We start from the raw sequence: 13,688 nt of genomic DNA on the forward strand, positions 1-13,688 counted from the left end.
TACCTATGCTATTTCATTTAAGTTAACGATTAGACTACATCTTCGCGCCTATGAAATGAATATAGTTTAATAATTGTAATATACGTTTATCATATGTGTGATTTTTCAAAGTTCGATCCAGTCCATTTTTTGCTATTTGTTTTCTTTCTTGTACATGTTCCAAATAATACTCCGCTTTTTGTATAAACTCTGGTGCACTATAAAACGTTTCTATTTCAACACCTGGTATGTAATGCTTTGATACATCAGGGCGTATATCAGTTAATTGAAAAGAACCTACAGCATTAATTTCAAATGTCCTATTATTTACTGAATATGCTTGTATGTTTGCAGAATTACAATTCAATTCCTTATCATTGGGTGAACGGTGTAAATTTATATTGATTTTAGTCGATACGTAAATTTGTAACGCATCTTCATACTTCGCAAGTGGCAAGACTTGTATTTTACCCTTTAATCTTTCATAATTTTTTAACTTATCCCAACCGAACCCCACAATTTTTATGTTTTTATCTGCTAAATACTCTGAAATAGAATCAACAAAAGCAATTCTATTTTCAAATGCTGTACCTATAAAACTAAGATCATACTTATATGTATCTTCTTTATGAGAAGGTTTAAACACATCTTGATTCGCTGCTAACGGGAGATGAAATACATTCTTACACCCTAACCCTCTATAAAACTTGATACAATTTAAATCTTGCGTAAATATGTAATCATAATACGGCACAAGATTTTGTGTTACATCCGTATAATACGGATCATCTGTCAGCCAAAGTCCAGTAGTAAAACCTTCACTCTTTAGGACTGGCATGACACTAATAAATCCCTCGCTTAAACCACTTAGTACCAAAATAAAATCCGGTTTCATTTTTAATGCGGTTTCTATCGCTTGTTCTGGTTTCACCATAATTGTATTACTGTTTACCTTTTGTAAACTATTCAAAATCGCTTCTTCGATCATTGGATAATAAAAAGGAATTCCTGATTGAATAAATAAAATTTTCTTAGGTGTATTGTCTTTCATGTCATCCCCCCTATTTCTACATAATCAAAGTGCAGGAAAATTAGCAGTCTTTATTCATTTTTATGACATCTTACTTTACATGTATAAGCACCATTTATGTCCATTATGTTGCACTTCCCTCTTTTCACAGGCTAATGACCATACTTCTTTTATTCATATCCTTATCCTGATGTATCTATTATTTTTTATTACTTATACAACTTCATAAAAGACAAAACAAAATTATTTTTCTCCTCTTATTATCAGTTACACCATTTCGTAATACAAAGTTGCGCTTTTTACTCATGCTTCTATATATATCAAAAGATACACTATATATATAAATAGACGAAAAGGAGTAAATCAAATGAATGCATTAGTATCTGCAAGGAATGTAACAAAGATTTATAACAAAAACCAATTACCTGGACTTAATAAAGTGTCATTTGATATTAAAGCTGGCGAATTTGTAGGTATCATGGGGGCCTCTGGATCTGGAAAAACGACTTTATTAAATATTTTATCCACTATCGACACACCTACAGATGGCGATATTTTTATAAACGGGGTCAATATCCAAACGCTTAACAATAATAAATCTGCTGATTTTAGGAAAGATTATTTAGGTTTTATTTTTCAGGAGTATTTTTTACTTAATAGCTTAACAGTAAAGGAAAATATTGCGGTTCCCCTTACTCTGTTAAAAAAATCACCAAAGGAAATTGAATCAACAATAGAAAGTTTAGCAAGACGTTTTGGACTATTTGAGCAATTAAGCAAGTATCCTAGTCAACTGTCGGGTGGACAAAAACAAAGAGTTGCAGCTGCAAGAGCCCTCGCGAAGCAGCCTAGTATTTTATTTGCAGATGAGCCAACAGGCGCATTAGATTCAAATTCTGCAACAGAACTACTTCAAAAATTAAAAGAGGTAAACGAGGAGCTTCAAACTACAATTTTAATGGTAACTCACGATGCCTATGCAGCTAGTTTTTCTAGTAGAATTTTAATATTCAAAGACGGGAACATTATAAAAGAATTAAAGAAAAATAAGCAAAATAGAAAAGAATTTTTTGAAGAAATATTAAAAGAAATCTCTAAAATTGATGAACATCGATATAACTAGAAATATGAAAGGAAGATTGAACTGTGGGCTTATTTACAATCGCAAAAAAGAATTTAAAAAATAACTTCTCCTTCTATTCATTCTATTTTATTTCAGTAGCTTTTGTACTGATGGTATTTTTCTCCTTTATCTCTTTTTCCATGAACGACATTGTTATGGAAAAAATTTCGTCTGACGGTAGAGTAGAAACAATGTCAAAAACGGTGGCGATCTTTGTTATGGCATTTGTACTATTCTATATGTCATACTCTAATACATTTTTTATGAAAAAAAGAATGAACGAGCTCGGTATTTACTCCCTTTTAGGATATAGAAAATCAACGATGCTAACACTGTTAACTTTTGAAAATATTATCATTTGCTTTGTTGCCTTACTTGTAGGAATTATTTTTGGTGCTATTGCTCATAAAGGAATTGTGGAAGCAATAATTAAAATACTAAAATTACAAATAAATACTTCTAAAGTACCATTTATTAATCTTGATGCCGTGCTATTCACCTTTATTTTTATCTTTGCTGTTCTTTTTGTTTTATCTTTATCAAACTGGATTATCCTTCGAAAAAGTTCTTTACTAACTTTAGTACGTATGGAACAAAAGGAAGAAAATAAGGTGAAAATTAATACGATTTTTTCACCACTAGGATTATTCTTAATTTTACTTGGCTATTTCTTAGCTATCGATATTACACGAGGCACGAAATCCTTGTGGAAAACAATTGGCTTTTCACCAATCGCTCTATTAACAATGTTCAGTGTAATATTAGGGACGATTTTCTTTATTCATTCCTTTTTACCATATGCGATTCAAAAGCTGAAGAAAAATAAAATATGGTTTTATAAAGAATCCAATATTATTGTCATTCCAAACTTTATATTTAAAATTCGTTCAAAAGCAAAAAATTTAATTTTGTTAACATTATTAACCGCTGGTACTTTAGCTATATTTAGTTCTACTCTACTGACACTTTACTATCCAGTTGCCGCTACAGAACGTATCGTACCTTCAGCTATTGAATTTCCATTAGAAGATAAAGAAGTAGCCAATAAAGCACTACAAACTGTACAAAACACTGTCGGTAAAAAAAGTATAAACTATACAGAAACAACCATTCTTAACATGAAATCTAATTCTGAGAGTTTACCAAAAGAATATAGTATAAAAAAGGAACACGGATTTGATCTTATCTCTGAGTCTGATTACAGAGAGTTAATACATATTCAGGATAAAAATGTAGAGTTTAATCATTTAGCTAAAAATGAAAGCATCCTAGTAAAATATCGCCCTGAAAAAGAAGACCTAGATAAAGGGAAAATATATACTTTAAACTTAATCCCTACAACTAATATAGACGTTAAAGTGAAAGACACTACATTACTTAATCCCATTGGATTTGCAAATAGTGTAGGAACGCTTATTATTTCGGATCAACTTTATAAAGAAATAAAAACTTTAGAGCTACCACAAAAAACGATTGTGAGTTTTAATGGAAAAGATATGAGGAATAATAAAGCTGTTTATGAAAACTTAGCCCCACTATTTAAAAATAATATGTATTTTACAAGTAGTTACCAAAAAAATGATTATATTATTCAGCAAAATAGTTCAACGTTCTTACTCATTAGTTTCGTTACTATCATTTTCTTTATTGCAACAGGTAGTATTCTCTATTTCCATAACCTTTCAAGCATGATGTCAAATAAAAACGAATTTATTATCTTAAATAGAATGGGCTATAACAAAAAGAAGATAAAAAGAATAATAAGTAAAGAGATTTTCACCTTGTTTAGCATTCCTTACATAATAGGATTAGCACATAGCATTTTTGCATTAGTTGCCTATAAAACCGCGTTAATGGATGATTTATTAGGGAAGAGCAGTGCCTTTATATTCCCTATTCTTTTTGCAGTAATTATTTTTACTGTCGTTTATATCGTTTATTATTTGTTAACAAAAAGAGCATGTTATAAAATTATATTTAATAAGAAAAATTAAAAAATCTACAGATAAAGCTGATGGTAGGCAACAAACATCAGCTTTATCTGTATGTAATCTAACAAAGGTAAGTGAATTTATGAAAAAGTACTATGAACAAAAACAAATTTTAATTTTAATTAATCAACTTTGTATGATTATTTTTTTATGCTATGAATTTTCAATGAACAATATTATAGGAACAGCAAAATTACTCCCTTTACTGCTTATAACGGTCATGTCTATTTACGGATCATATATTAGTTTTATCAATTTAAAAAACAATACTCTATTATCACAGTTTTCGAGTTTACTACTTTTTACTTCTTGGCAATTTTTACTTACACTAAATGATGAACAGATTTTTCGTACATTCAGTACACTGCTTAGTATCTTGATTCTATATAAGATCGTGCAATTTATACTCCTATTCTTTTTCCAAGATTCTATTTATAGTTATAAAAAAGAAAAGGATTGGATTTTACGAGTTATATGTTTACTAACATTAGGCGCATACTTAATAAACGATAGAATATTCTCCGTTCTATTTTCATTTCAATGGCTTATTAGTGTTAGTTGTATTATGTTTCTGTTCCTGCAACATTACAAACGAATACAATTTGTTTGTAAAAGTGAGAAAAAGCATTTACTTAAATCTACTGCAATTCTTATTGTTCCTTTTATCGTATATGTCACGTTATTTGGAAAGAGCCCCGAATATGTAAATAATTTAGGATGGTACATAATAATTTTGTTCCCCCTATTTAGTATTCATGCAATAGCTTTTAAAAATCATATGTCTATGAAACAGTATTTCCCCTTAAAAAAAGGCGCGATCGCTTTTATATTTTTATGCATTTTTATTTTTATGAGTGCACTTGGGGTACTCTTTCAATTTAATATGATGACTTATTTCATTTTTATACATACAATTATTTGGTTCGTTCAGCTTTATTTCACATTATTATTTCAAGACACAAAAAACACTATCTCAAATTTGAATACAAAAGAATTAAAAACTTTGCCAGACAGTTCTTATGTTCATAACTTAGTACAAATAGTGAAAGAAGAACAATTAAAAAGTGGATTTTCTAATTATTTACACGATGAAATACTACAAGACATATTGGCTGTTAAAAATATGATGAACAAATCTAACAAAAAAGAAATTCATGACATGATCGTAGCGACACTGGACAACTTAAGTCATACAATACGCATTGAAATGCAAGAGTATCATCCAACTCTATTAAAAACACTTACATTAAAAGAAAATTATCTTAATCTACTCAAAATGATACAAAAAAAATATGAAATGAAACATGTTAATATATCCTTTAAGTGTAATGACGACTTGTTTTTAGTAGAGCCCTATCAGCTTGTCGTATATCGAATTTTAAAAGAACTAGTAACGAATGCATTTAAACATTCAAATTGTTCACAGATACATGTAGATTTAACACAAGAAAATGGTGAAATAAAACTTATTGTGAAAGATGATGGTATAGGTTTAACAACTACCGAAGCAGACATACTAAATGGTCATAAAGGATTGAATTCAATTAAAGAACAACTACTTTTATTAAATGGTGAAATGACCATTTCAAATAGTCCCCCTTCTGGTTTATGCATTACCATTTTTATTCCGATGAAAGGAGACGATTCCTATAAACATTTTATTAATAGATGATCACGCTTTGTTTGCAAAAAGCTTGGAAATAGCCTTAGAAGATTATCCTGAAATAGATGCATTTCACTCATTACAAAATATCGAAAATGTCATTACAATGATCAAACAATTTAAACCAGATATTATCTTATTAGATATTAATTTAAGCAATATCAGTAGTGAAGATGGTTTGGAAGTAGCTAAAATGATTTTGGATAGTAAATGTAATACAAAAATAGTTATATTAACCGGTTATGATTTACCTGTTTACCAGTATGAAGCTCAGAAACTAGGTGTAAGTGGTTTCATCAATAAAAATATTTTACCTGAAGTATTGGTGCAAATATTAAATGACATTAATAAAGGCGCATTTCATTTTCCAACCTCTACTGAAATAATTGAAGAATTAACTCATAGTGAGAAACAAATTTTACAATTACTATGTGATGGCTATAAGCGTAAAGAAATTGCTTCCATGCTATACGCTAGCGAACGTACAATCTCTAATCACATTCAACACGTATTTGATAAATTAAATGTTTCCTCTTCTTTAGAAGCTGTTACGAAGGGAATAAAATTAGGTTATATTCAGCCAGATTATTAATAAAACATGATATACAAAAGAAGAGCCCATTCACATGAATTGGCTCTATCTTATCGTATAAAATTTCAATAGTTACACTAGCTAGATTTTATTTCTGTAACCCATTAATAATGGTATCTGTATTCCATTTCATCATTTTCAAGTAAGTATCTCCATCTTCACCTGTTTTACCTAGTGAGTCTGTAAAAATTGTACCCGCAATCGGTACGTTTGTTTCTTTTGAAACAGTTTCCATACTACGTCGATCTACACTTGTTTCGACAAATAAAGCCGGAACTTTGTTTGTTTGAATTAAACTTACAACATCTCTAATTTGATCTGGAGTACCTTGATTTTCTGAGTTTATTTCCCAAATGTATCCTGTCTTAATTCCATATGCTTTTCCAAAATATTTAAATGCACCTTCACTAGAAATTAAGAAACGTTTTTCCTCTGGGATTTGATGAATTCTGTTCACAGTTTCATCATGTAGCTTTTGAAGTTCCGCTACATACTTGTCGGCATTTTTAGTATAGAACTCTTTATTTTTAGGATCTTCTTTAATTAATGCTTTCTTCACATTTTCAGCATATACAATACCATTTTTAATATTCATCCATGCATGTGGGTCTGGCTCTTTTTCTAATCCTTTTGTTTCTAAATAAATAGCTTCTACACCTTCACTTACTTTATAAACAGGTGCATCTTTCTCTGATTTATTTGCCGTTTTTAATAGTTTTTTAAACCATGCTCCGCCTTCTTCTAAGTTTAACCCATTGTAAAACACCATATCTGCATCTGTCATTTTCATAACATCTTTCGGTAGTGGATCATATTCATGTGGGTTAGCTCCAATTGGAACAAGACTATGAATCTCAACTTTATCTCCACCAATTTGCTTCACCATATCGTATATAATGGAGTATGTTGTTACAACTTTTAATTTTACACTACCCTCTTCTTTTCCATTTGTGTTACTAGAACACGCTGTTAATGCAAATATAAAAATACAAATTACCGATAATAAAATATTTTTTAATTTCATCATTATCCTCCAATCAATTATGACAACTCTGCTCTATTTTTTCTAATTTTAATAGCTCTCCAAAACAAACCTTGTGACGGTGAGAAAAAGAATGCCAATGCGAACAAGAATGTTGCAACGAGAACGATTGTTGCACCTGAAGCAAGATTATACGAGAAACTAAAATATAGCCCTACTACAGATGAAAGTGCACCAATGCCTGCCGCTAAGTAAATCATGACCCATAAACGGTTTGTTAATAAATACGCTGTAGCCGCTGGTGTAATAAGCATAGCGACAACTAGAATAATTCCCACAGTTTGAAGTGAAGCAACTGTAACCATTGTAAGTAAAATCATTAAACCGTAATGAATCCATTTGTTCGGCAATCCATAACTTTGCGCCATCGTTGGATCAAAAGTGGATACGAGTAGTTCTTTATAAAACAAAATCACAAGACCAATAATGACAACTCCAATAATAAGTGTCATCCACATATCGGAAGAGCGAACTGATAGAACATTCCCAAATAAAATATGATACAAATCCGAACTACTCTTCATAAAGGTAATTAAAATAATCCCTACAGCAAAAACAGATGTAAACATAATCCCTATCGCCATATCATGTTTAATTCGACTATTTTGACTTACAAATCCGATTCCAACTGCAGTAATAACACCTGTTAAAACCGCCCCTATAAAATAGTTCATACCAATCATATAAGAAAGGGCTACGCCTGGAAGAACAGCATGTGAAATGGCATCTCCCATTAAAGCCATACCTCGTAAAATAATAAAACAGCCAATTACACCGCAAATAACTCCTACCATAACGGAAGTTAATAACGCTTTCTGCAGAAAACCGTACTGCATTAATGCATCTATAAATTCTACAATCTTCATGATGAATGTACCTCCGCTGCATTATTAAACAATATGCCGTGATTTACATACGCTTTTGACATAACAGTTGGTTCTAATACTTGCCTTACTTCTCCGTAATGAATTAAGCTCTTATTCAATAATAGTAATTTATCAAAATAGGACTCTGCTTTACTTAGGTCGTGATGTACAACAACAATTGTTTTTCCTTCTTTACGTAATTCTCTAAGGATTTTAATAATTGTCTCTTCACTTGTTACATCAATTCCAACAAACGGTTCATCTAAGAAAAATATCTCCGCCTTTTGTGCTAATGCTCTCGCTAAAAAGACACGTTGTTGTTGTCCACCTGAAAGCTCACCAATTTGACGATTTTTAAATTCCTCCATACCGACTTTTTTTAGACATTCAAAAGCCCAATCTCGATGCTCTTTCTTCGGTCTTTTCATCATCCCTAAAGATGGATATGTTCCGATTAGCACCACATCTAAAACTGTAATCGGGAAATCCCAATCTATATCACTTCTTTGTGGTACATAAGCAACATGCTTTCTAGCACTTCGAATATCCTCTCCAAGAACTTGAACATATCCCTTATCACTTGGAATTAGATCTAAAACAGCTTTCATTAAAGTAGATTTCCCCGCACCGTTTGGACCAATAATTCCAACGAGCTTCCCTTTTTCAATATCGAAGGAAACATTTTGAACTACTTGATTCCCTTGATAAGATACAAACAAATCTTTAACAATTATAGCCTCATCCATTTTTTATGCGTTCCCCTTTCTTTTTTTCGTATATATAATTATTTTGCGCAAAGGCAACTTTTAAACAAAAAAATATACAGCGAATGAAAATCCGCACTTAAGTTTCCTTAAGGAAACTTTTTTATATGAGTCAAATTATATAAGCTAGATGCAAATTTGTAAACTAAATTTTACTAATTTATAGATATATAATGAAAATAATTATCAATGTGGAACAAAATATATTATCTATTTTATGATTTTTAAAAAAAGATATTACTGTGAAAAATAAGCAATATAGTATAAAAGAGAAAGAACCTACTCGTATGAGTTGGCTCTTTCTCTTTTATACTATTTAATACGCTCTACAGCAAAAAATATAATTAAATTACTTCCAAACAATACCTCGCCGCTCGTATTCCATTCTATATTCAACAGCAGCTGCAATTTGGGAGCTTGCGAACCTTTCCGTAATCCAAAGTCCTAAATCAATTCCTGAAGTGACTCCTCTTGCGGTAATTCTATCGCCTTGATCTACAATTCTATAATGAAGAAGTTCAGCTCCGTATTTACTGACTTCATCTTGTGCCAAATGGTGCATCGTCGCCTTTTTACCATTCAATATACCTGAGGCTGCTAGCAGCATACCTCCTGTACAAACTCCCGCAACAATCGTTCCTTCATTATGCATCTCTCTAATCGTTTCTGTCAGTGTTCCAAGCTCTGCTTGCTTTCGTGCCCCGTGCTTAGCTTTATGATTCCATCCACCACCAGGTACAATTAACAAATCTGGGCGATTATCCATTCGTAAAAAATCATGTAGTGTAACCGTAACTCCAAACGAGGTAGTAACTTCTTGTTTTCGTTCACTTGATACGAGTTCAACTGTAAACGGAGCCCCTTCTTCTATTGCCCTTTTCAGTACTTCAAAAGGTGCCAAGGAGACAAGCTCTCCAAAACCGTCAAACAATACAATTTGTATTTTCATTTTTAAAACACCTCATATGTTTTCTTTTGTGAACCGTATATATAGATCACTTTATCAGTTATTTACGAGCTGTAGGCGGAGAATATGATTTTATATAAGGAGTTTTAAATTTAATTCATCACATACAGAAATAGACATACAAAAACGCCATCCTTTCTATTAATCCTACAGAAAGAATAGCGTTTTTATTTTAGAGATTATTTATAACTCAACCAAGCATCTCCCCAGTCCGCATGATCATTCCCAATACCGTTACCTGCATCCTCAACTACTAGTTTTAATTCTTTTTTACCCGTAAGATCAACATCAACAAATTTCGCTGGAGTATGATAGTACATCGTGCCGCTATTAAATACTTCCACTCCATCAAGTAGTACTTTAAACACGACTGAACCGCCTTTACCACCAGGCTCTTGATCAATTCCTACATATGAATTAAATTGTTTGTAAGTTGCATTTGATATATCATAGGTAACTTCTGATTTCGCGTGAGTTCCAATTCCTTTTTTATACGTAATCGGGCCTGTCGTTCCGAGTAATGAAATTGGGTTTCCATCGGTACTCTTATCTTTTTGAACCGTTGCCCATCCGGCAGTTGCTTTTAACCACGGAATATCACTCAGATACATACCACCAGAAGCAACTTGCACTTTCGTTGAAGTCACCACCGCATTCCCCAATTTTACAGAGACCCCAATTTCTTTCATTCCTTTAAACTGAGTTGGCGGAGTAATAACAAACGAATATGTTTCCTCTCCTCCTGCCGGTAATTGAAAGTCCGTTGTAGATGGCTGTGCATTCCATCCTTCTGGTAATTGTAATTCAATTTTTCCAGGTGTTACTTTTTCCTTTATTTCATTTTGAACTTTTACTTTTAATGTAGTAGAACCACCTTCAACAATAATTGGATTTGGTTCTACTTTTGCCGAAATGAGCTTTACTGCTGGAGTTACTTCTATTTGATTAGATTTACTAACCGTTCCACTATCTGTATTTACTTCTGCTTCAATGGCGTACTTGTTAGCAACTATATCAATAGGAACAGGTAAATCCGCTTCAATTGTTTTAGATCCTCCTGGTTCAATGCCTTCAAAAGCTACTTTAATCGGTTTCACATTCCAGCTCTCAGGGGCCTTTACAACTACTTCCCCAGAAGAAGATTTTAATGTACCAAAATTTGATAAATGAGCTTTTACCTTCACTGTATTTCCTGCAGTTACACTGTTCGTAGATTCTAAATCGAAACTGAGCATAGATTCAATTTTATAAGATTTACCTTGTTCTGTTTTAAATGAAATTGTATCGCCATCCTTCGTAAATGGCACCGGTGTATTCGTTCCAACTCTTATCAAAGTAAATGGTGTATTGAACATCGGGCTTTTTAACTTTACATCGTTTCCGTGATCCGAAGTCACTTGAATGACTGTAGGAACACCGTTTTTCCAATCCGCGTTAATTGTAAATGCACCGCGTGCTCTTAATCCTTTGTAAGAACCGTCCTTCCAAGCTTTCGGAAGTGCAGGTAATAGTTGAATGGAGTCGGTATGGCTTTGAATTAACATTTCAGCAATTCCTGATGTTGCGCCAAAGTTTCCATCAATTTGAAACGGTGGATGTGTATCAAATAAGTTGCTGAGCGTACTTCCTGTAAGTTGCCCTTGCAAAATTTTATAAGCATGGTCACCATCTAATAAACGTGCCCATAAATTAATTTTATTCGCTTTACTCCAACCTGTTCCCTCATCACCACGATGGTTTAAAGTAACTTTAGCTGCCTGAAGCCATTCTGGTGTTTTGTGATTAATCATACTTCCTGGATATAGTGCCACTAGCTGAGATATATGCCGGTGCGTTTCAGCAGGATCGTCTATATCATCCTTCCACTCTTGCACCTGACCGTATCTACCAATTTGAATTGGTGGGAATAATTTATCCCTTTTCGCCTTTAACTCATTTCGAAATACATGATCAATTTGTAAAACTTCACTAGCTTCAATTACATTCGAGAACAATTCATACACTAACTGTTGGTCAAAGGCACATCCATTAGAAATGCCACCAAGCTCAGGAGACCAACACGGAGAAACAACTAACTTCTTATTTTGATCTTCCACTAAAAACTTACTATGAAACTCAGCTGCTTCTTTCAGTATCGGATAAATCTTTTCTTGTAAGTATTGTTTATCATCCGTAAATTTATAATGTTCCCAAATATTTTGGCCAATGAAGGCGTTCGCACTAGGTGCCCATCCCCAGCCTAATCCCCAGCCAGGTGCAGTAAAGCCAAATGGATTATTCATCGTATTAACAGTCCAACCGCCGCCCTTAACACCGAAATGTTTTTCTGCTGAAACCCTTCCTGGTTCTCTTAATGAATCCACATAATCCATTAATGGTAAAGCTGTTTCAGATAGATTCGTCACTTCTGCAGGCCAATAATTCATTTGCAAATTAATATTAAAATGATAATCACTTTCCCACGGTGGTGTATTCGAATTATTCCATACCCCTTGTAAATTTGCAGGAAGCGTTCCTGGTCTTGAAGAAGAAATAAGCAAATACCTTCCATATTGGAAGAATAGTTCTTCTAAATACTTACTGTTTTCTTTGCTGTAAGATGCTAGTAGTTCATTTGTTGGAACTGACGGTTTTTCCCCTCCTAAATTTAAAGAAACACGGTTAAATAAAGAATAATAGTCTCTTATATGTGTATATTTTAAAACCTCATACCTCTTGTTAGAAATAGCGGCCATCGTTTTTTCAACCTTTTCATGTGGATCTTCCCCTTTATAAGTAGGGTATTTATTTTCATAATCAGTAGCCGCAGTCATAATAATTGTTAAGCTATCTGCATTTGCTACTTTAATTTTCCCATTCTTAGCTGTTAATGTGCCGCCCTCATTCAATACTTTGAATGCAGCTTCATATTTCATTCCATTATTCGCTATTTGTCCTTTCATCGTGATTTTATTATCTATGGACGTTACTTGCCCTCCCTGTGCGCTCGTTGGTCTAACATCTAATGAAATCTTTTTCGCTTCACTAGCCGTTAAACGCATAACCATAACGCGATCAGGATAACTTGTGAAATATTCTCTATTGTACTGAACATCTTTATAGTTATAGGAAACAGTAGCAATTCCCTCATTTAAATTTAATTCTCTGCGATAATTAGAAAATGAAGACGCATCTGGCATATTAAAATCTAAGTATATATCTCCAAAATTTTGATAGGAACCAAACCCTTTTTGAAGACCTGTAAGAAATTGTGAAGATTCCCTTTCTGCTCCTGATTTATCACCTTTTGATAACTTTTCCCTAATGCTACCTAAATGACTCGCTGCACCATCACGATTCCCGAAAGTATACTCACTCGTACTGCTCGGTCCGCCAGTCCAAAGCGTTTTTTCATTAAACTGAATGCGTTCTTGCTGGACTCCGCCAAAGACCATTCCACCCATATAACCATTACCGATTGGCAATGCTTGTTTTTCCCAATCTTTTGCCGGCTGATTGTACCAAAGTGTTAGTTTCTTTTCCTCTGGTTTTGGAGTTTCAATTGTAATAGGTGATGTTGCCTCTACTTTACTAAACTCTCCCGTGCTTCCTAAAGAGAATAATAGAGTACCAAAAAGCAATCCCCCCGTTAATAAGTTTTTAAGTTTCAAATTTCCATCCCCTTTTGAAAA

At 32.9% G+C, this 13,688-nt stretch carries 10 protein-coding genes; 4 read left to right on the forward strand and 6 right to left on the reverse strand.

All coding sequences use genetic code 11. The features are described 5' to 3' along the window. Positions 1 to 34 precede the first annotated feature (34 nt). Positions 35 to 1,030 (reverse strand): CgeB family protein, encoded by a 996-nt coding sequence (locus FS742_RS08080; protein ID WP_144611898.1) that lies wholly within the window; start codon positions 1,028 to 1,030, stop codon positions 35 to 37. Positions 1,031 to 1,376: 346 nt separating this feature from the next. Between FS742_RS08080 and FS742_RS08085 the strand changes: the two genes are divergently transcribed. The 4 genes from FS742_RS08085 (at position 1,377) to FS742_RS08100 (ending at position 6,378) form a co-directional block, all read left to right on the forward strand. Next, a complete protein-coding gene (locus FS742_RS08085) occupies positions 1,377 to 2,132 on the forward strand; it encodes an ABC transporter ATP-binding protein (protein ID WP_144611899.1) in 756 nt (251 codons plus the stop codon). A 23-nt stretch (positions 2,133 to 2,155) separates the two neighbouring features. Next, positions 2,156 to 4,126, forward strand: a complete 1,971-nt coding sequence (locus tag FS742_RS08090) for an FtsX-like permease family protein (protein WP_144611900.1) — start codon at positions 2,156 to 2,158, stop codon at positions 4,124 to 4,126. A gap of 79 nt (positions 4,127 to 4,205) precedes the next feature. Next, positions 4,206 to 5,795 carry an ATP-binding protein gene (locus tag FS742_RS08095; RefSeq protein ID WP_144611901.1) on the forward strand — a complete coding sequence of 530 codons (1,590 nt, stop codon included), beginning with the start codon at positions 4,206 to 4,208 and terminating at the stop codon, positions 5,793 to 5,795. Continuing rightward, positions 5,773 to 6,378, forward strand: coding sequence for a response regulator transcription factor (locus FS742_RS08100; RefSeq protein WP_141525308.1), 606 nt, complete (start codon positions 5,773 to 5,775; stop codon positions 6,376 to 6,378). The genes FS742_RS08095 and FS742_RS08100 overlap by 23 nt, the downstream gene beginning before the upstream one ends. Before the next feature lie 88 nt (positions 6,379 to 6,466). Here FS742_RS08100 and mntA read toward each other — a convergent pair whose 3' ends face one another. From mntA to FS742_RS08125, 5 genes are all read right to left on the reverse strand, one after another. Next, positions 6,467 to 7,402, reverse strand: coding sequence for a manganese ABC transporter substrate-binding protein/adhesin MntA (mntA, locus tag FS742_RS08105; protein ID WP_144611902.1), 936 nt, complete (start codon positions 7,400 to 7,402; stop codon positions 6,467 to 6,469). Between the two features lie 17 nt (positions 7,403 to 7,419). After that, complete coding sequence (locus FS742_RS08110; protein ID WP_098662346.1) at positions 7,420 to 8,286, reverse strand: metal ABC transporter permease; 867 nt, start codon at positions 8,284 to 8,286, stop codon at positions 7,420 to 7,422. Further along, complete coding sequence (locus tag FS742_RS08115) at positions 8,283 to 9,032, reverse strand: metal ABC transporter ATP-binding protein (protein ID WP_144611903.1); 750 nt, start codon at positions 9,030 to 9,032, stop codon at positions 8,283 to 8,285. Before FS742_RS08115 ends, FS742_RS08110 begins: the two co-directional genes overlap by 4 nt. Before the next feature lie 367 nt (positions 9,033 to 9,399). Continuing rightward, positions 9,400 to 9,999 carry a DJ-1/PfpI family protein gene (locus tag FS742_RS08120; protein WP_144611904.1) on the reverse strand — a complete coding sequence of 200 codons (600 nt, stop codon included), beginning with the start codon at positions 9,997 to 9,999 and terminating at the stop codon, positions 9,400 to 9,402. 197 nt (positions 10,000 to 10,196) lie between these two features. Next, the gene (locus FS742_RS08125) at positions 10,197 to 13,667 is read right to left on the reverse strand and encodes a glycosyl hydrolase family 95 catalytic domain-containing protein (RefSeq protein WP_144611905.1); all 3,471 of its coding nucleotides are present in this window, start codon (positions 13,665 to 13,667) and stop codon (positions 10,197 to 10,199) included. Positions 13,668 to 13,688: the final 21 nt, after the last annotated feature.

It is taken from the genome of Bacillus cereus, from assembly GCF_007678085.1.
In the GTDB taxonomy this organism is placed as follows: domain Bacteria; phylum Bacillota; class Bacilli; order Bacillales; family Bacillaceae_G; genus Bacillus_A; species Bacillus_A cereus_BE.